The following is a 19,168-nucleotide window of genomic DNA, read 5'->3' as shown; positions in this document are numbered from 1 at the left end:
GCTTTGACATAAAAAAACCGACCCTGGATTGGCCGGTTTTGTGGGCGAAATGACAATCAGCCGAGGGCGAAATCCCGTAATGCATCACCTTCCATGCGATAGCGAACCCACTCTTCCTGGGGCTGGGCGCCGATGGATTTGTAGAAGGCAATCGCTGGCTCGTTCCAGTCCAGCACGCTCCACTCGAAACGCGCGCAGCCGTTATCAAACGCGATCTTGGCAAGGTGGCGCAGCAACTTCTTGCCCGCCCCGCCACCGCGCTGCTCGGGGTTGATATAGAGGTCTTCCAGGTAGAGGCAGTTGCTGCCCAGCCAGGTGGAATAGCTGAAAAAGAACACCGCAAAACCAATCGGCTGGCCATCGCGCAAGCAGATCAGGCCATGGGCGGTGGCGCCCTCGCTGAACAGGCTGCGCTGGATATCCACCACGCTGGCGATCACTTCATGCCGGGCTTTCTCGTACTCGGCGAGTTCGGTAATGAACGTCAGGATCTGCGCAGCATCGCTGGGCACGGCGGGGCGAATCTCGATGGTCATGGGCAAGCCTTGGGCAATTTCAAAGCCGACATACTAAGGCGCTTTGATGACTGATTGCAGCGCATTTTCATGGGCCGTGCAGTTACGCCGGCCTGCGCTGCTGCAAGCACCCCGCACGCACACGACAAAGCAGGGGGTGGCGCGGCGGGAGTGGTGAGGGGCCGCGCCACACAAAATCTTACAGGCGCGCTGATACCGTTCGTCGCCATCAAGGCACCATCAACAAACGGCAACTGACCAATAGAGGGTAAGGACATTAATTCTATGGAGATATCCTCATGAAGCCTTCCAAGTTTGCTGCCTTCGCCCTCACCGGCCTGCTGTCCGCCGCATCGCTGAGCGCCGTCGCTGCCAGCTCGACCACCGGCCCGACCGATCCTACGCCTGACGCCACCACCGAATCGCAAAAGTCCATGGGCACCGGCCTGGACACCAATGGTGGCGCAGTCATTGATAACGCCAACGGCGCCGACCCGCATACCAAGGGCCACGACACCGAGCGCCAGGCACCTGCCGCAGTCGGCAACGGTAAAATGGGCCCGTCGATCAATGAGCCGAAGATCAACAAAGGCGACGACTCGAATCTGCCCGGCGCGCCGAAACAACCTGCGCCTTAAGCACTCGACCGCAAGATGAACACCCGATCATTTCCCAGTGAAGAGGTACGCATGAACGTCGATAGAAACCTTGAAAAAGAAGTCCTCACCCGCCTGCTGCACGCCCACCCACAAGGTTTGGGCAAGGAGGTGCTGGATAACTACCGCGGCGAAAAGGAGGTCGCCAGTGTGTTGGCGTTCCTACAGGACCGCGGGTTTATCAAGGATGGGCATGTGACCACCGACGACGCCGGTGAATACTCGCTGAACTTGCCGATCAAGCTGACGGCATCTGGAGTGGATGAGGCGCGCAAACTGGACGCCGGTCAGTAGCCTCCACACCAACCAAATGTGCGAAGGGGCGTGCTCCCGATAGCAGTATGTCAGCCACCTGTTCATGGGCTGATGCACTGCAATCGGGAGCAAGCCCCCTCCCACATGTCTGCTCCGCGCTCAGTGAGTGAGCAAAGAATCAACTTCGTCGGTGCCGGGCGAGGTGGCCGGGCCCCAACGGGTCACCGCCAGCGCCGCCGCCGCATTCGCCCGACGCGCTGCCTCACACGGTGTCAAACCCGCAGCCAAACCTGCGATAAACACCCCCGCATGCGCATCACCCGCGCCATTGCTATCCACTGCCCTCACCTTAAAGCCTGGCACATGGTCGGCATGTCCGTGACGACTGACCCAACAGCCATTCGGCCCATCACGCACCACCAGCAGCGCGCCATCAGGCAGATGCCGATTGAGGTCTAGCAGTGCGTCCGCCAGTGTTTTCGCACCGGTAAACGCCAAAGCTTCCGGGCCATTGCTGGTCCAGATGTCGATACGTGGCAGCAAGGCAATCATCAGTGCAGAATCGGGCGCCTTGACCAGCGGGCCCGGGTCGAACACCACGGTGATAGCGCGGGGTAACGCCAGTAACCAATCGAGCAACGCCTGCGCTTTGCCTTCCAGCAGCAGGCTGTAGCCGCTGACGTATACATAATCATCAGCCTGGGGAACGACGCGCGCCAGGTCATCGGCAGTCAAGTCACCTTCAGCGCCGATATGGGAGATGAAGGTGCGCTCGGTGGTGGCCTCGGTCAGCGAGACACACAACCCGGTGTCCTTGCCCTCACTTGCCGCCTGGGCCATTTCCACGCCCTCGGCCTGCATCGCCGCGCGGGCCAGATCGCCAAAGCGGCCGTTGCCGTGGCGCCCTACGTAAACCACCGGCAACCCATTGCGTCGTGCCGCCGCCATTACATTGAAGCCGCCGCCGGCTTCGAAACCGGCGGACTTGGCGAGCACGTCGCCGCCAGTGGCGGGCAAGGTATCGAGGGCCATGACCAGGTCAACAATGACCTGGCCGGTGTGCAGCAATCTAGACATTGGGGCTCTCAACTAACGCTGGGCGACGATCAGCCGCGCCGCCCAGTACGGCATAAATCCCGCCGGCCACCAGAAAGGTGACGATCCAGCCCAGGCCGTTGTGGCCCAGCCAGGAGTCGGACAGCGGCCCGGCGAACCAGATATTTTCGGCGGTGGTACCGATGGTGGTGAAGCTAAAGCCCAGCACAATCGCCACGGCCCACGCGCCGAACGCACGCCACTCCACACCGCCGCGATACCAGTAGGCGCTGCTGGGGCTGACGTCCAGCAGATCCTTGGGGCTGTAGTAGTGACGGTGGATCAGGTCGACCACAAAGATCCCGACCCACGCGGTAATCGGCACCGCCAGCAACGAGATGAAGGTGATGAACGGACCGTAGAAACTGTCGGCAATCAACATGAAGTAAATCGAACCGGCGAAGATCGCGACGATGTCGACGATCACTGCGTGCACGCGCTTGACCTTCAAACCGAGGGTCAAGGTGGTGAGACCGGCCGAGTATACCGACAGGTTATTGGACAGCAGCAAACCGCCGAACGCGGTGATCAGGTACGGCACGGCCATCCAGGTAGGCAGCATGTCGCGGATCGCGATGATCGGGTCGGTGGCCGAGGCCAGGTCGTTGTTGCCCACCGACAGCAAGCCGCCGAGGGTGATGAGCAGTACCAGCGGAATGCCCGCACCAAACGCGGCGGATGCCACCAGACGCACGGCCTTGACGCTGCGGTGCTGGTAGCGCGACATGTCGGCACCGGCGTTGGCCCAACCGATACCGGTGCCGGCGGCCATGGTGCCTATGCCGATGATCATTGCGCTCAGCGGTGCGGGTGTGGCGTTGAACACGGCGCTCCAGTCGATGGTGGCGCAGAGGAAGCCGCCGACCAGGATATTCAACGCACCAAACACGTACGTGGCCCACTTCTGGATGACCAGCAGGGTGGCATGGCCCAGGCCGGAAACGGACAGGGTCAGCAACACGAAGATGGCAATGAAGATCAGGGTCAGCATCGGCGCGCTTTTGGCCTCGACCGGCGACCCGAACAGGATCGAGCACAACGACAGCAGCACAAAGGCGGCGGTGGTGGTGTTGACGGTTTCCCAGCCCAGGCGCGACATCAGCGACACCAGCGTTGGGCCGATATTGCCGCGCACGCCGAAGATAGCGCGGGACAGGGTCAGGCTGGGAGCCCTACCACGACGGCCAGCGATGGAGATGATGCCCACCACCGCGAAGGAGCCTGCTGCGCCGAGGATCGCCACGATGATCGCCTGCCAGATTGCCAGGCCACGGAACGCCACCAGCGTCGCGCCGAGCGGCAAGCCGAGGATGCTGATGTTGGCGGCGAACCACACCCAGAACAGTTGCAGCGGATGGCCATTGCACTCGCCTTCGGGGACCGGTTCGATGCCGCGTGTTTCCAATTGTCCGGCGCTTTGGCCGGAAGAGGTGCTGCTCATGAGGGGGTGCTCCTGGTGCCGGTATTGTTGTGGTTGTGGCAGGTGTGCAAGGTGAATCGGTCTTCCCAACTGTCCTGACTCAGCGCATTTTCAACAGATCTTCAACCAACGGCTGCAAGTCCAACCCATTAACGGCCTTGATCTGTTCGATCATTGCCGCAGGCCAGCACTGCATGCCTAAACAGGCGCCGAGCATTGCACCCAGAATCGCCGCAATGGTGTCGGTGTCACCGCCAAGGCTGGCGGCCAGGCACAAAGCCTCGAAGGCGTTCATATCCCCCACTGCCACTTGCTGGGCGAGGGCAAACGACACCACCACCGACTCCTGGGAGGCGACTGAGGTGCCGATCAATTCGTAGAGCAGTTCAGCAAACAACGCTTTGTCGCCGCTGCCGACACTCAGAGTGCGCGCCCAACTGATACGGGTGGAGATACGCCCGCCAGCAATCCAATGACCGTGGCCTTCCGCCTGTCGGGCGATCTGGCCGCCAATATTCAAGGCTTCGCCGAGATCCGCACCGTTGATACCGGCTGACACCACCGCCGCCACCGCCGCTGCACTGGAGATGCCCAAGGTGGTGTTGTGGGTGACCTGGCACGCCTGGATGACCGCCTGGATAAACGCTGCCGGGTCGCTAACATCGGCGGCGATTCCCACCGGCGTGATGCGCATGGCAGCACCGTTGGTGGTGCCGTAGCGGCCGGACTCTTCCGGGGTATGACCGGCAAGGATCATGTCGATGGCACGCTTGGTCGACGGGCCGAGCAGGTCCTGGGAACCCTTGGCACGCATCACCGCTTCCCAGTCGATCAGGCGCTGGGCGAGCACGGTGGGCTCAATCTTGCCTTGGCCTTCAACCAGCAACTCGCCGACCAGAATTGCCTGTTCGGTGTCATCGGTAATGGAACCGGCGGGCATGTTCGGCGCGATAGGTTGGTCGGCACCGGCATTTTCCAAGGTGGTGATAGCACCGAAGCGCTGTCGCACCTGCTCGCGGCTGAGGGACTGAGTAGGCATGCCCAGGGCATCACCCAGCGCGAGACCGTAGAAAGCGCCAACGGCGCGGTTATTCGAGGTCATTTCGACGATCCAAATTGCAGGTGCAGGCGAAAGTGCAGAGGGTCAAGCAAGCTTTCGACGTGCTCCATGAAACGCTCGCGCCGGTCATAGGTGGTGCGCGATGCCTTGAGGAATACGGTCCCCGCCGGGCGACCGAGCAGTTGGGCGTCTTCATCGCTGAGGGGTTCGGCGCCGATCCACTGGTCACCTTCGGCGCCGACATAGCCGTAGGCCGCCAGGGTGATGGTCAGGGAATTGTCGATCAGGCCGACGCGGGGCAGGCTTTCCAGGCCACCGGACGCGGGCATCAACGAACGTTCAAGGGACACGGCGGTACCATCGGTGGTGCGCCGGCGGCGGTCGAGGGCGATAAATTGATCGGTGCCGAACCGGCTGAACAGGTCGGGGCGCGTCACCGCTTCCAGGCGCAGGACATCGGTGGTCACCAAGGCGCCATTGTCCGCCAAGGCCTGGGCCCACCCGCTGTTTTGATCGAGCACCATGCCGTCAAATGTGACGATGGAGCCGACGCCGCTCTGGGTCGCAATGTAATTGCGCCGCTTGAGCTCGGCCAGGGCTTCGCGCAGGGTGCCGCGGCTGACCGCAAATTCTTCCGCTAGTTGGTGCTCGCCTGGCAGCAGGAAACCGTCGGCCATCACCCCACCCTCGATACGGCGGATGAGCTCGTCGACGACGCGTTTTTTCTTATCAAATCGAACATGTCTAATCATGTACAAATTGATAACCGAAAGCGCCCGTTAGCAGCAAGCTTATTATTTCAAGAAGGTGAAAAAACCGGCCTCAAGGTTCCACGCCGATCGGGAAAAACTCGCCACCGCTCCACACGCCCAGCCAGTTCTGACCGTTGATCGGACGGCTTACAGCAAGCTCGACCAATTGATAGAACACGTTGCGGTGCACCAGCGCTTCGAGGTTGGTACGCACCCGTAGATAGGGCGCAGGTTCCTGGGTGACGGGGTCGATGACCACCCGCATCGGGTGTTCGATATCGGCTTCGATCTGTTCATCGACGTTGGTGGTGAAGCGCAGCAACTGGCTTTCACCGTGCCCTTCAACTTCCAGGGTCAACGCGACAAAGGGCGCATCATCGACGGTGATGCCGACTTTTTCCACGGGAGTAATCAGGAAATAATCATCGCCATCGCGGCGAATGATATTGGAGAACAACTTGACCATCGGCTTTCGCCCAATAGGCGTGCCTTGGTAGAACCAGGTGCCATCGCGGGCGATGCGCATGTCGATGTTGCCGCAGAAGTCCGGGTTCCACAGGTGCACCGGCGCCGGTCCCTTGCCTTTGGGCAGTTGGGCCAACAGGTCGTTGGCCTTGGCGGAATCGGTCATGGGGTTCTCCCTTTTTTTGATCTGGCCTTACTGATCGCTCATACCCAGCAGGCCTCGGGCGTACTGCGCCAGCGGGCGGGCAATCAAGTCTTGTGGCCGATTGTCGTGGAACGTCAGTAAACCGCCACGACTGCGAATGCGTGCAGTATCAATCAAATACTGGGTACTGGTCTCGATCAACATGATCTGGATTACGCCACTGTCTAGCCCTACCCGGTCCAGAGCCTCTTGATCGGCCCATTCGTCGGCGTTGCCGATGCGGTCATCTGCCTTGGCGAATCGGCAGTACAGCAGGTAATGGGCACCCGCCGCACGAGCTTCGGCCATCGCCTGCTCCAGACCTTCGGGCTGACGGGCGCGGCGCACCATGGGGAAGTATTCGACGAATCCGTTGAAGGCTTCTTCGGCCACCACGTTCGGTCGCGGATAGGCGCTGCCCGGCGGCACGAAGGCACCCTGCGCGATGAAAACAAAGGAGTCCGGCTGTATGCGAACCGAGGCGGTACGGCGGGTGTCGCTGTGGTCAAGCAACCCGGCGTCGCTCATCTGATAGCGGGTGCCTTCGGCCATATCGCTGACGGTCATGCAACCACTCAGCGTCAATGACGCCAGCAACAAAACCAGATTACGCATCCTAATCCTCCAGAAGCCGGTGACGGAAAACCGGCGAATGGGCGTGAGATGCAGGTTCTGCGCCAGCTTGAAGGCAACTCCCATATTGGGTGATGTGTAATCTGGGGATAGCGTTAGCCGCCGATGATCTTCATGATCGTCGCGCCGCCGGAAAATGCCACTTCCTGTTTGTCGCCCAGGGCCTTCATCAGCAAGCCTTGCAGCGCCGGCAGTGCCTGATGGCGCGGTTTGTCGAGCAGGTCGCCGACATAGTGGCGGTTGCTGGAAGACAAGCAGCCATGCAGCCAGCCTGTGGACGACAGGCGCAACCGTGAGCAGGTACGGCAGAATGGAACGCTCTCGTTGGCGATCACGCCAAAGTAGCCTTTGCCCGGTACCTCGTAGCGAACTGCGGTGGCGTCCACTGGTGCGTTGGCTTGCAGGTATTCGTGATGTTCGCCAATCAGGCTGAGCAGTTGCTGCAGGCTGACGAATTGCTGCAGGAACGCGTTGGAATCCTTGGCCAGGTGGCCCATGCGCATCAACTCGATAAAGCGCAGCTCGTAACCACGCTCCAAGCAGTAGTCGAGCAGCGGTATCACTTGGTCGAGGTTCTGGCCGCGCAACGGCACCATGTTGACCTTGATCTTGATTCCTGCAGCGCGCGCTTGGTCCATGCCATCGAGCACGGTGGCCAAGTCGCCACCACGGGCGATGCTGCGGAAGGCGTCCGCGTCCAAGGTATCGAGAGAGACGTTGATACGCCGAATGCCGGCATCCACCAACAGCGGCAGTTTGCGCGCCAGCAACTGGCCGTTGGTGGTCAAGCTGATATCGCTGAGACCCATGCCACCGACTGCGCTCATGAAGGCTTCCAGCTTGGGGCTGACCAGCGGCTCGCCACCCGTGATGCGCAGTCGGTCGATGCCCGCCGCTTCGATCAGGTAAGCCACACCACGGGCCATGGCCTCGGCCGAGAGTTCGTCTTGGGCAGCCACCAGCCGCTTGCCGTTGGGCACGCAGTAGGTACACGCGTAGTTGCAGGCTGAAGTCAGGCTGATCCGCAAATTGCGAAAACGCCTGCCTTGACGATCAACGATCATGGATCACTCCGGCAGAGGATGATTCGGGCGCGCTAAAAACTGACTGATAAATCAGCTTTTAGCAAGGTCCTTGCCTGAGTATATTCCTGGGGTACTACGCCTGGCAGTAAAGATTACGACGCCGGCGTCTCCACGGGCGAAGACTCTACGGCTGCTGGCTCGGCGCTATGCTTGCGCTTGTTGCCCATGCGTACGCCAATGTCCATCAGGAACTGGAAGAAACCTTCCTGGTCTTCCAGCACATTGCTCCAGAATGGCGAGTGGTACAGCGCCACGGCGCCGTGCACCAAGGCCCAAGCCGCGCAATAGTGGAAATAAGGAGGTACGTCTTCAAGCTTGCCTTCACTGATACGGCCCTTGATCAACAGGGTCAGGCGTTCGAAGTTCGAGGCGCGGATCTTGTGCAGCTCTTCGACCATCTCTGGCACCTGATGGCCCTTGACGACCTTCTCCTCCAGGCGGTCGAACAGGCGATAGCGCTGCGGATCACGCATACGGAACTCGAAGTAAGCGCGGGACAGCGCTTCCTTGTCTTTATCGACATCGGCCGAATGCAGCAGCTCGTTCAAGTCGCGCTCGTAGTCGAGCATCAGGCGCAGGTAGATCTCCGCCTTGGACTTGAAGTGCTTGTAGATCGTGCCTTTGCCGATACCCACGGCATCCGCGATCATCTCGACGGTGACGCTGTCTTCGCCTTGTTCGAGGAACAATTTGAGTGCGGTGTCGAGAATTTCCTGCTCACGGCGGCGAAACTCACGGACCTTACGGGGTTCTTTGTGCATGAGGAAGAGGTCTGCAAAGGTCGGAATAGGGAGGGTTGCGCATGACCAAGATTACATGGCGATACGATTTACCCAGTGCGAGGGATTATCCCGACTGAACGGTCGTTGGGCAACGTCTATGTGAACCCGCCATGCACTTTACTTTCAGACTGCCAACGATTTCATGGCTATCAGTCAGAAATAATACGCAACAACTGCACCCGTGCACCGGCCTAATGAGAACTCAAGCGAAGCGCGTGTATTCCAAATCTGTTTAAAAAACGATCAGTCGCGACTGGACTGAATCAGATACTGATCAATACTTGAACTGTCGGCGTGACATCTCCCCCAAGTGAAGCGCCGACCTGGGTACCGACGGACTGTGTGCCCTTGCTTTACTCCTAATGGTCTTAACCCGGATTCACCCCCCAGAACCCGGGTTTTTTTTGCCCGCAATTTGACCCTGGATCTACGAAGCGACGTGAGCCAATGGAAACAGGCGCTTGAAGTTCTCGGTAGTCTGTTGCGCAAAACGCTCGTAGGACTCACCCCGCAGCATCGCCAGATAATCCGCCACATCACGCACGTACTCCGGCAGGTTCGGCTTGCCGCGATGGGGGATGGGCGCCAGGTACGGCGAGTCCGTTTCCACCAACAGGCGATCGGCCGGGACTTGGCGGGCCACGTCACGCAACGCGTCGGCATTGCGAAAAGTGACGATACCCGACAGGGAGATATAGAAACCCAGGTCCAACGCAGCCTTGGCCATGTCCCAGTCTTCAGTGAAGCAGTGCAATACGCCGGCCTGGGGCAACGCGGCTTCGCGCAGCAAGGTGAGCGTGTCGGCACGGGCGCCGCGGGTATGGACAATCACCGGTTTGCCCGTCTGCTGGGCGGCTTGCAGATGCAGGCGAAAGGATGCCTGCTGCAACTCGGCAGCTTCGGGTTCGTAGTGGTAATCCAGGCCGGTCTCGCCGATGGCCACTACACGCGGATGGTTGAGTTCGCCCAGCAGCCAGTCGAGGGCCGGGGCCTCGCCTGGCTTGAGGTCCAGCGGGTGGATACCCACTGAGCAATCCACGTCGGCATAACGATCAGCCAAGGCTTTGACGTCGGCGGCGTTGTCGGCGCTGACGCCGATGCACAGGAAATGCCCGACTCCGCGCTGGCGAGCCGCTTCCAGGGCGGCATCGAGGGAGCCGCCGTGCTGGGCGAGGTCAAGACGATCAAGGTGGCAGTGGGAATCTACGAGCATAGGAAGTTACAACTTGAGTCACGGAAAGTGTCTGGCCGACGATACATCCGTCGGCCACGGAAATTAACGGCGGCCGAGCAAGCCCACCCACTGCACCAGCAGCGCTTCAAGCAACAGCACACGGTTGAGGTTGGCCTTGCCGAGCACTTTCTGGCGCTGGGCGAGGATCCAGTCCTGGATGGACAGCACCTTGTCCTGCGCGCTTTTCTGCGCGAGATACTGCACCACCTTGCGCATGTCCTGCAGGCCCAGGCCATTTTCATCCTGGGTCAACTGATACCGCAGGATCAGGCTCGACCAGTCGCAGAACCAGTCGAACAGCAGCAACAGGGGAATGTCTTTCCAGGCGCTTTCGGCCAGTTGTGTCGCAGACAGTTCCTGCTTGAGCAGTTTTTTAACCCCATCCACCACCAGCGCGCGCTGGTCACGCACGCCTTGGGCTTGCAGCTTCACGGCCGCCAAGGGCGAACCGGCGGCCAGGGTCAGTAGTTCGACACGTTCATCGGCGGAGCAGTCTGGCAGTGCCTGCGCCAGCCATTGCAGGCTAATCGCCTCGCTTGGCAGCGGACAGGCCTGCTGCACGCAGCGGCTGCGGATGGTCGGCAACAGGCGGCTTGACTGGTGGCTCACGAGCAACAGCACAGTATCGCCAGAGGGTTCTTCCAGGCTTTTGAGCAGGGCGTTGGCGGCGTTGATGTTCATCGCTTCTACCGGCTCGATCAGCACCACCTTGCGCCCGCCCATCTGCGCGGTTTGCACCACGAAGCTGACGAGATCACGCACTTGGTCGACCTTGATCGCCTTGTCGGCTTCCTCGGGCTCCAGCAGGTAATTGTCCGGATGGCTGCCAGCCTTAAGCAACAGGCAGGATTTGCACTGGCCACAAGCCTCCAAGTTAACCGGACGCTGGCACAGCAGGCTGGCCATCAGGCGCTCGGCAAGGGCCCGTTTACCAATACCGATTGGCCCATGCAACAAGTAGGCATGGGCGTGCTGGGCGCGGCCGGCTAACTGCTGCCAGAGACTGTCCTGCCACGGGTAGGCTTCAGCCACGGGCGCGCTCCAACAGTGTTGGCAACAAGCCGTCGATGGCCTGCTGCACATTGGCCAACGGCTGGGATGCGTCAAGCAGGTGATAGCGAGCAGGTTCGACCTGAGCACGTTTGAGAAACGCGCTGCGCACAGCATCGAAGAACGCCTGGCCTTCGAGTTCGAAGCGATCGAGACGACCACGAGCACTGGCGCGGGCCATGCCCACTTCTACGGGCAAGTCGAACAACAGGGTCAGGTCAGGACGCAAATCACCTTGCACGAACGTTTCCAGGGTAGCGATGCGCGCCAATGACAAGCCGCGGCCGCCGCCCTGGTAGGCGTAGGTGGAATCGGTAAACCGGTCGCAAATCACCACGGCACCGCGGGCCAGGGCCGGGCGAATCACTTCGGCCAGATGTTGTGCCCGGGCAGCGAACACCAGTAGCAGCTCGGAGTCCGGGTTCATCTGTTCTTCGCCTGGGGCCAGCAACACTTCACGGATGCGCTCGGCCAAAGGCGTACCGCCGGGCTCACGGGTCAACACCACCTCGATGCCTTCGGCACGCAAGCGCTCTGCCAAGTAATCGCGGTTGGTGCTTTTGCCGGCGCCTTCCGGGCCTTCCAGGGTAATAAACAAGCCAGTCACAGGCAGTCCTTAGTCAGAGTCATTGCGGGCTTTGCGGCGCGGTGGTGTCCAGCACGGGCTCAGCGGGCGCTTCCGTTGGCGGCGTTGCATCTTCCGGCGGTTTTACCACCGGTGCCGGACTCGAGCGGTAATCGGCACGGCGTTTGAGCTGGAACTCACGCACGGCGGCATTATGCGCACCCAGGTCATCGGAGAAAATATGACTGCCATCGCCACGGGCGACGAAATACAGGCTGCTGCCAGGCACCGGGTTCAATGCGGCATGGATAGCCTCGCGACCGACCATGGCGATTGGCGTCGGCGGCAGCCCGGCAATCATGTAGGTGTTGTAAGGGTTAGATTCCTTGAGGTGAGCGCGCGTCAACTTGCCGTTGTAACGCTCACCCAGGCCGTAGATCACCGTAGGGTCGGTCTGCAGCAGCATGCCGATCTTCAGACGGCGGACAAACACACCGGCAATCTGGCCACGCTCCTCAGGCACACCGGTCTCTTTTTCCACCAGAGACGCCATGATCAGCGCTTGATAAGGGTCGGTGTACGGCACATCGGGGGCGCGCTTGCTCCATTCCTGGGCCAGTACGTCGTCCAGGCGGTTGTAAGCTTTTTTAAGGAATTCGACGTCGGTCATGCCGCGCACGAATCGATACGTATCCGGGAAGAATCGCCCTTCGGGAAACACCCCAGGGTGACCAAGTTTCTCCATCACTTCGCTGTCACTCAGGCCGGAGAGGCTCTGTACGATCTTTTCATGCTTGGCCAGGGCCGAACGCACTTGGCGGAAGTTCCAGCCTTCCACCAGTGTCAGACTGTATTGCACCACGTCGCCACGCTGCCAGAGGCCGATCAGGCCTTCGGCGGTCATGCCGGGCGTCATGCGGTATTCGCCGCTATGCAGCGGTTGGCCGTCGAGGTTAAAGCGCCAATACAGACGCAGCCAGAAGGCTCCATCGATCACGCCGTCGGCTTCCAGTCGATTGACGGTGCCGGTCGGAGTCGCCCCTGCCGGCACATCGAGCAACTGCTCTTGGGTCAGATTCAGCGGCTGCTTCAAGGCAGCGTCGTATTTCCAGGCGCAGACCCCCAACAGCAAAGCCGCCGAGAACAGACCGATCAGCAGCAGTACAACCAGTTTTCGTATCAACTCAGATATCCAATAGCGCGCGAACAATGCCCTGCAGTTTACGGGTGAGCGGCCCAACCGGCCAGCTCATCGCAGCACAGCCGCGCACCGGCCAAATGCCATACACGCTGTTACAGACAAAGACTTCGTCGGCCTGCTGCAGTTGCTCGACAGTGATGTCGGCCACGGCCACCGGGATGCCCAGCGATTGTGCCTGGTCCAGGATCTCGGCACGCATCACGCCCGCGACACCGCAACGCTTCAGATCGGCGGTTAGTAACAAGCCATTACGCACGAGAAACAGATTGCTGAATACGCCCTCAATGACGCGGCCGGACATATCCAGCATCAAACCTTCGGCATGTTCGACATCTCGCCATTCGGCACGCGCGATCACCTGCTCCAGGCGGTTAAGGTGCTTCAGGCCGGCCAGCAAGGGCTGCTCCGCCAAACGGGTAGCGCACGGAAACAGGCGAATGCCGTCGGTTCCATGGGTGTGGGGATAGGTTGCGGGCGGACTGCCCTGCAGGATACGGCGCACAGGTGCGTCGGGATTGATGCCGTAACCGCGCAGGCTGTCGCCACGGGTAAGGATCAGCTTGAGGACACCGTCACCGAGGGAGGCGGCATAGGCAAGCACTTCGTTGCGGATCAACCCGAGATCGACCACGAACGCAAAGCGCCTGCAGCCCTCATCAAGGCGCTGCAGGTGGCGGTCGAGTAGCAGGGGCTGCCCGGCCTTGACGGCGACGGTCTCGAACAGGCCATCGCCATACGCCAGGCCGCGATCTTTCAGGGGCACGCTGTCCGCTGGCTGACCGTCGACCCAGCTGTGCATCACTCGGCGTACCGGCGGAACACCAGGGAACCGTTGGTGCCACCAAATCCGAACGAGTTGGAGATCGCAACGTCGATCGGCATCTGTTGCGGCTCGTGCGGTACGAAGTTCAGGTCGCAGCCTTCATCCGGCTCATCCAGGTTGATGGTCGGCGGAGCGACCTGATCCTTGATGGCCATCACGCTGAAGATCGCCTCGACCGCGCCCGCCGCACCCAGCAGGTGACCGGTCATGGACTTGGTGGAGCTGACAGCCAGCTTGTACGCGTGCTCGCCGAACACCGACTTGATGGCCTCAGCTTCCGCCAAGTCACCGGTCGGGGTCGAAGTGCCATGGGCGTTGATGTACTGCACCTGATCGACATTGACCTTCGCATCACGCAATGCGTTGGTGATGCAGCGCGCAGCGCCGGCACCGTCAGACGGTGGCGAGGTCATGTGGTAGGCGTCGCCGCTCATGCCAAAGCCGATCAGCTCGGCATAGATAGTGGCTCCGCGCGCCTTAGCGTGCTCCAACTCCTCCAGCACCAGGGCGCCAGCACCATCGGACAGTACGAAGCCGTCACGACCCTTGTCCCACGGACGGCTGGCGCGGGTCGGCTCGTCATTGCGGGTCGACAGCGCACGGGACGCGCCAAAGCCGCCCATACCCAGGCCGCAGGCTGCCATTTCGGCACCGCCGGCGATCATCACGTCGGCTTCGTCGTAGGCAATGTTGCGCGCTGCCATGCCGATGCAATGCGTGCCGGTGGTGCACGCAGTAGCGATGGCGTAGTTCGGTCCCTGTGCACCCAGGTGGATGGACAGGAAGCCGGAAATCATATTGATGATCGAGCCAGGCACGAAGAACGGTGAAATTCGACGAGGGCCAGTATCGTGCAACGTGCGGCTGGTTTCTTCGATATTGGTCAGACCACCAATACCAGACCCCATCGCCACGCCGATGCGTTCACGGTTGGCATCAGTGACTTCCAGGCCGGCGTTACGCACTGCCTGAAAACCGGCTGCCAGGCCGTATTGAATGAACAGGTCGAGTTTGCGGGACTCTTTGATCGAGAGGTATTCCTCGACATTGAACCCCTTTACCGAGCCGCCAAAACGGGTGGAATAGGCAGAAAGGTCCGTGTGTTCGATCAGACCAATACCACTGCGGCCAGCCAGAATGCCCTGCCAACTGCTCGGCACATCCGTACCCAGTGGCGACAACATACCCATACCGGTGACTACGACGCGTCTACGCGACACAGCACTCTCCTTTTTCTAATGACGACACTTTGCTTCAGAGCTTACTTTTTCATCACCGCTAAAGAAAAAACCGCACGCCGTTACAGCAGTGCGGTTTTCCCTAACAGCAAGCGACGACTACAAACTATTACGCCTGGTGGGCAGTAACGTAGTCGATAGCAGCTTGAACAGTAGTGATTTTTTCAGCTTCTTCGTCCGGGATTTCGGTCTCGAATTCCTCTTCCAGAGCCATCACCAGCTCAACGGTGTCAAGGGAATCGGCACCCAGGTCTTCTACGAAGGAAGCAGTGTTGGTCACTTCTTCTTCTTTGACGCCCAGTTGCTCGGCAACGATTTTCTTGACGCGCTCTTCGATGGTGCTCATACCTTGTTTAACTCCTAATGGACAAATTCAGGCAGCTGGCCAGTGGGTAAGTGTATAGAAAGCCTTTTCAGCTTTTCAACTGAAAGCTTCACCCTGTACCCGGTCCGCCACCTGCCTATAAATTAAGTTGCAGCTTTATAACGGATTTTAGACAGCTCGTATGACATTTTTTTGAAGCGATCCGTCACAATTTAACTCATGTACATCCCGCCGTTCACCGGGATTGTAGCCCCAGTCACGTATGCCGCACCGTCGGATGCCAGGAAAGTGACCACATTCGCGATCTCTTGAGCCTGGCCCAGACGGCCCAGCGGAATCTGCGTCAGCAAGCCTTCACGCTGTGCTTCCGGCAGTTCGCGGGTCATATCGGTGTCAATGAACCCTGGGGCCACCGAGTTGACCGTAATCGACCGCGAGCCGACCTCACGTGCCAAAGCACGACTGAAACCTTCCAGACCAGCCTTGGCAGCTGCGTAGTTTACTTGGCCTGCGTTGCCCATGGCACCCACTACGGAGCCAATATTGATAATTCGACCCCAACGAGCCTTGGTCATGCCGCGCAAAACGCCCTTGGACAGGCGAAACAGACTGTTCAGGTTGGTATCGACCACGTCGTACCACTCGTCGTCTTTCATACGCATCATCAGATTGTCGCGCGTGATACCGGCATTGTTCACCAGAATAGCCGGTGCGCCGAACTGTGCAGTGATCTCGGCCAATACAGCAGCCACAGACTCATCGCTGGTCACGTTCAGCTCAAGGCCAGTGCCTTGAACGCCATTTTCCTTCAGGGTCGCGGCGATACGCTCGGCGCCCGAAGCGGAAGTGGCGGTGCCGATCACAACGGCACCCTGACGGCCCAGTTCCAGGGCGATAGCCTGGCCAATGCCACGGCTCGCGCCGGTAACCAGTGCAACTTTACCTTGCAGACTCATGCAGGCTTCTCCTAAGTTCGGGGATCAGGCCAGCGCCGCACGAGCGGCAGCGAAGGCATCCGGGGTATTGAGGTTGGCAGTCGACACGCCGTCGGCGCAACGCTTGTTCAGACCAGCCAGGACTTTGCCTGGGCCGCACTCGACCAGCTCGGTGGCGCCGTTGGCGGCCAGGGTTTGGACCGACTCGACCCAGCGCACAGGCTTGTAGAGTTGCTCCAGCAGGTCCCGCTTGAGCGTGTCGAGGTCGACCGCCACGGCCGCGCTGACGTTCTGCACCAGGGGAATTTGCGGTGCCTGCCAGTTGATGGCTGCGATGGACTCGGCAAAACGCTCGGCCGCCGGGCGCATCAGCTCGCAGTGGGACGGCACGCTCACCGGCAACGGCAGCGCACGCTTGGCGCCACGCGCCTTGCAGCCTTCGATGGCGCGCTCGACTGCCGCCTTGGCACCGGCGATCACCACCTGGCCAGGGGAGTTGAAATTCACTGCGCTGACCACTTCGCCCTGGGCCGCTTCGGCGCAGGCTTCGATCACTACTGCGTCGTCCAGGCCCAGAATAGCGGCCATGCCGCCCTGCCCGGCCGGAACGGCTTCCTGCATCAGTTGACCACGACGCTCGACCAGCTTGACCGCTTCGGCGAGGGTCAGGCTGCCCGCAGCAACCAAGGCGCTGTATTCGCCCAAGCTGTGACCGGCGACGAATGCCGGGCGCGCGCCACCTTCGGCCAGCCACAGGCGCCACAAGGCGATCGAAGCGGTCAGGATGGCCGGTTGCGTTTTATCGGTTTGATTGAGCTGCTCTTCCGGCCCCTGCTGGGTCAGCGCCCACAGGTCGTAACCCAGGGCCTCGGAAGCTTCCTTGAAGGTATCCAGGATCAGCGGGTATTGCGCGCCCAGCTCGGCCAACATGCCGAGGGACTGCGAACCCTGCCCTGGAAAGACGAATGCGAGGGATGTAGACATGTAACAAGCCCCTAATGATCTGGTCGTCAAAAATGCGCGCGCCGACTATGGGAGCGCGCGAAACTGACAGATTGGATGGTCAATTGAACTGGCCGGTCACATTTAAGCACTCCAGAGCCAATTCGCCTAAGGCAACAGATCCTCAAGACGGCCGTGCAAGCGTTGCGGCAGGTTTTCCTGAATCTCGATCAAGGCCCGCGCAATAGCACTTTGAAAGCCTTCAACACCGGCTGAACCGTGACTCTTCACCACAATCCCCTGCAACCCCAGAAAGCTCGCACCGTTGTGCCGCGCCGGAGCCAGGTCGGCCTGCAGACGCCGCATCAACGGCAGCGCCAGAGCACCTACGATGCGCGATACCACATTGCGCCTGAACAATGCCTCAATGCGCACGGCGATCATGGTCGCCAGGCCTTCGCTGGATTTAAGCAGGATATTGCCGACAAACCCATCGCAGACCACCACATCCGCTTCGCCGCGGTAAACACCGTCACCCTCGACAAAACCGATGTAATTCAAGCCCCGCGCGCCCTGCAACAGACTGGCGGCAAGCTTGACCTGCTGATTGCCCTTGATGTCTTCAGTGCCGATATTCAGCAAGGCCACACGCGGCCGGGCTATACCCAGCGCTTCTGCGGCCACCGAGCCCATCACGGCGAACTGGAACAAGTGCTCGGCACTGCAATCCACGTTCGCACCTAAGTCCAGCAGTTGGCAGTAGCCTTTCTGCGTTGGAATCGCCGCGACCATCGCGGGCCGGTCTATGCCAGGCAGCGTCTTGAGCACATACCGTGACAGTGCCATCAACGCCCCGGTGTTACCTGCACTGACACAGGCTTGCACCTTGCCATCACGCAATAACTCCAAGGCCACTCGCATTGAAGAGTCAGGCTTGCCGCGCAGGGCCGAAGCAGGCTTGTCATCCATGCTGATGGTTTCGCTGGCCGGCGTAATCGTCAGGCGCGCGCGATCCACAACCGGATGGCTGGCGATCAATTCTTCAAGGAGTGAGGGTTGACCGACGAGGGTCAGGTGCAGCGAGGGCGTAGCAATCAGGCTGGCAATGCAGGCCTGAACAATGCTGCGGGGACCGAAGTCCCCGCCCATTGCGTCAATCGCGATGACTTGAGCAGACAAGTGATTACTCGTCAGCGCCCTTGTCGATCACTTTACGGCCACGGTATACGCCTTCTGGCGATACGTGGTGACGCAGGTGAATTTCACCGGTGGTTTTTTCTACAGACAGAGTGCTCGCCGTCAGGGCATCGTGCGAACGACGCATGTCACGGGCGGAACGGGATTTTTTGTTCTGCTGAACAGCCATAATTGATTAACTCCTAAACGTTTGGGTCACGCTTTAACTGCGCCAATACACTGAACGGGTTGGACCGCGTTACCTCGTCCTCGCTCGGCTCGGCCTCGTCATCGAGACCCTCCGGCTGCTGGCATTCTTCCGGATGATGAGCAGGCACAATGGGCAAGGCGAGCAGAAGCTCTTCCTCGATCAGTGCATGCAGATCCAAAGGATCTTCGCCCAGTTCCAGCACGTCATAACCTTTCGGCAACGACTGGGTATTCGCACCCTCCTTTACCACGGCATAACTGCACTCGCTGTGGATCGGCAGGGTGACCAGCTCAAGACAACGCTGGCAAACCATTTTGACCTCGGTGTCGATAAAGCTGTGGATTACCACAGATCTACGTTCATCTCGTTCAAAAACGAATTTGGCCTGCACCGTACCGACAGTGTCGGAAAGCGGGTCGCAGAGTCTCTCCAAATCGGCCAGCAGCAATTCACCTTGAAGGGAAGTGCCACGATCAGCCAATTTGCGCGGGTCAACGTGAGGTGGAATCGGGTCATTCAACATAGGCGCAGCATTATAGGGATGCACCCAGCCATGTCAAAGGAAA

The 19,168-nt window shown here is 60.1% G+C and carries 23 protein-coding genes; 2 read left to right on the top strand and 21 right to left on the bottom strand.

Features of this window, described 5'->3' with window-relative positions; genetic code table 11:
- Positions 1–56 precede the first annotated feature (56 nt).
- Complete coding sequence (locus ACVWXD_RS02615) at positions 57–536, bottom strand: N-acetyltransferase family protein (RefSeq protein WP_457370649.1); 480 nt, start codon at positions 534–536, stop codon at positions 57–59.
- A gap of 278 nt (positions 537–814) precedes the next feature.
- Between ACVWXD_RS02615 and ACVWXD_RS02610 the strand changes: the two genes are divergently transcribed.
- Complete coding sequence (locus ACVWXD_RS02610) at positions 815–1,153, top strand: hypothetical protein (protein WP_032886822.1); 339 nt, start codon at positions 815–817, stop codon at positions 1,151–1,153.
- A gap of 51 nt (positions 1,154–1,204) precedes the next feature.
- Positions 1,205–1,465, top strand: a complete 261-nt coding sequence (locus tag ACVWXD_RS02605) for a hypothetical protein (protein WP_032886820.1) — start codon at positions 1,205–1,207, stop codon at positions 1,463–1,465.
- 120 nt (positions 1,466–1,585) lie between these two features.
- Here the strand turns inward: ACVWXD_RS02605 and ACVWXD_RS02600 are convergent, their stop codons facing one another.
- The 20 genes from ACVWXD_RS02600 to ACVWXD_RS02505 all read right to left on the bottom strand — a co-directional run bounded on the left by ACVWXD_RS02600 (position 1,586) and on the right by ACVWXD_RS02505 (position 19,125).
- A complete protein-coding gene (locus ACVWXD_RS02600) occupies positions 1,586–2,503 on the bottom strand; it encodes a PfkB family carbohydrate kinase (RefSeq protein WP_260367684.1) in 918 nt (305 codons plus the stop codon).
- Entirely contained in the window at positions 2,496–3,962 is a 1,467-nt protein-coding gene (locus tag ACVWXD_RS02595) for a purine-cytosine permease family protein (protein ID WP_122753523.1), read from the bottom strand. The genes ACVWXD_RS02600 and ACVWXD_RS02595 overlap by 8 nt, the downstream gene beginning before the upstream one ends.
- 79 nt (positions 3,963–4,041) lie before the next feature.
- Positions 4,042–5,043, bottom strand: a complete 1,002-nt coding sequence (locus ACVWXD_RS02590; protein WP_260367682.1) for an ADP-ribosylglycohydrolase family protein — start codon at positions 5,041–5,043, stop codon at positions 4,042–4,044.
- On the bottom strand, positions 5,040–5,753 hold the full coding sequence (locus tag ACVWXD_RS02585) for a GntR family transcriptional regulator (protein WP_032886816.1): 714 nt from the start codon (positions 5,751–5,753) through the stop codon (positions 5,040–5,042). The genes ACVWXD_RS02590 and ACVWXD_RS02585 overlap by 4 nt, the downstream gene beginning before the upstream one ends.
- Before the next feature lie 70 nt (positions 5,754–5,823).
- Positions 5,824–6,384 carry a DUF1285 domain-containing protein gene (locus tag ACVWXD_RS02580; protein ID WP_457370648.1) on the bottom strand — a complete coding sequence of 187 codons (561 nt, stop codon included), beginning with the start codon at positions 6,382–6,384 and terminating at the stop codon, positions 5,824–5,826.
- A gap of 27 nt (positions 6,385–6,411) precedes the next feature.
- Complete coding sequence (locus ACVWXD_RS02575) at positions 6,412–7,017, bottom strand: DUF4823 domain-containing protein (protein WP_032886814.1); 606 nt, start codon at positions 7,015–7,017, stop codon at positions 6,412–6,414.
- A gap of 113 nt (positions 7,018–7,130) precedes the next feature.
- Entirely contained in the window at positions 7,131–8,099 is a 969-nt protein-coding gene (locus tag ACVWXD_RS02570; protein WP_032886813.1) for a GTP 3',8-cyclase MoaA, read from the bottom strand.
- A gap of 113 nt (positions 8,100–8,212) precedes the next feature.
- Positions 8,213–8,881 (bottom strand): TetR/AcrR family transcriptional regulator, encoded by a 669-nt coding sequence (locus ACVWXD_RS02565; protein WP_095185662.1) that lies wholly within the window; start codon positions 8,879–8,881, stop codon positions 8,213–8,215.
- A gap of 448 nt (positions 8,882–9,329) precedes the next feature.
- Entirely contained in the window at positions 9,330–10,115 is a 786-nt protein-coding gene (locus ACVWXD_RS02560; protein WP_095185663.1) for a TatD family hydrolase, read from the bottom strand.
- Positions 10,116–10,178: 63 nt separating this feature from the next.
- Positions 10,179–11,168: a DNA polymerase III subunit delta' gene (locus ACVWXD_RS02555; protein ID WP_122681222.1), complete on the bottom strand. Its 990-nt coding sequence runs from the start codon at positions 11,166–11,168 to the stop codon at positions 10,179–10,181.
- On the bottom strand, positions 11,161–11,793 hold the full coding sequence (tmk, locus tag ACVWXD_RS02550) for a dTMP kinase (protein ID WP_122756364.1): 633 nt from the start codon (positions 11,791–11,793) through the stop codon (positions 11,161–11,163). The genes ACVWXD_RS02555 and tmk overlap by 8 nt, the downstream gene beginning before the upstream one ends.
- 19 nt (positions 11,794–11,812) lie before the next feature.
- Positions 11,813–12,934, bottom strand: coding sequence for an endolytic transglycosylase MltG (gene mltG, locus ACVWXD_RS02545; protein ID WP_457370647.1), 1,122 nt, complete (start codon positions 12,932–12,934; stop codon positions 11,813–11,815).
- Between the two features lies 1 nt (position 12,935).
- Complete coding sequence (pabC, locus tag ACVWXD_RS02540) at positions 12,936–13,751, bottom strand: aminodeoxychorismate lyase (protein ID WP_457370646.1); 816 nt, start codon at positions 13,749–13,751, stop codon at positions 12,936–12,938.
- On the bottom strand, positions 13,751–14,995 hold the full coding sequence (gene fabF, locus ACVWXD_RS02535) for a beta-ketoacyl-ACP synthase II (protein WP_032886804.1): 1,245 nt from the start codon (positions 14,993–14,995) through the stop codon (positions 13,751–13,753). Before fabF ends, pabC begins: the two co-directional genes overlap by 1 nt.
- Positions 14,996–15,122: 127 nt before the next feature.
- Positions 15,123–15,359, bottom strand: a complete 237-nt coding sequence (gene acpP, locus ACVWXD_RS02530; protein ID WP_010566559.1) for an acyl carrier protein — start codon at positions 15,357–15,359, stop codon at positions 15,123–15,125.
- A 191-nt stretch (positions 15,360–15,550) separates the two neighbouring features.
- A complete protein-coding gene (gene fabG, locus ACVWXD_RS02525) occupies positions 15,551–16,294 on the bottom strand; it encodes a 3-oxoacyl-ACP reductase FabG (protein WP_032886802.1) in 744 nt (247 codons plus the stop codon).
- Between the two features lie 24 nt (positions 16,295–16,318).
- Positions 16,319–17,257 carry an ACP S-malonyltransferase gene (gene fabD / locus ACVWXD_RS02520; protein WP_032886801.1) on the bottom strand — a complete coding sequence of 313 codons (939 nt, stop codon included), beginning with the start codon at positions 17,255–17,257 and terminating at the stop codon, positions 16,319–16,321.
- 126 nt (positions 17,258–17,383) lie between these two features.
- A complete protein-coding gene (gene plsX, locus ACVWXD_RS02515) occupies positions 17,384–18,394 on the bottom strand; it encodes a phosphate acyltransferase PlsX (RefSeq protein WP_286820059.1) in 1,011 nt (336 codons plus the stop codon).
- 4 nt (positions 18,395–18,398) lie between these two features.
- Positions 18,399–18,581 (bottom strand): 50S ribosomal protein L32, encoded by a 183-nt coding sequence (rpmF, locus tag ACVWXD_RS02510; RefSeq protein WP_008152339.1) that lies wholly within the window; start codon positions 18,579–18,581, stop codon positions 18,399–18,401.
- Positions 18,582–18,594: 13 nt separating this feature from the next.
- Complete coding sequence (locus tag ACVWXD_RS02505; protein WP_457370645.1) at positions 18,595–19,125, bottom strand: YceD family protein; 531 nt, start codon at positions 19,123–19,125, stop codon at positions 18,595–18,597.
- Positions 19,126–19,168 lie beyond the last annotated feature (43 nt).

Source organism: Pseudomonas sp. TE3911 (assembly GCF_054062775.1).
Note: the sequence above shows the minus strand (reverse complement) of the source record. Positions and strands in the feature narration are given on the sequence as shown.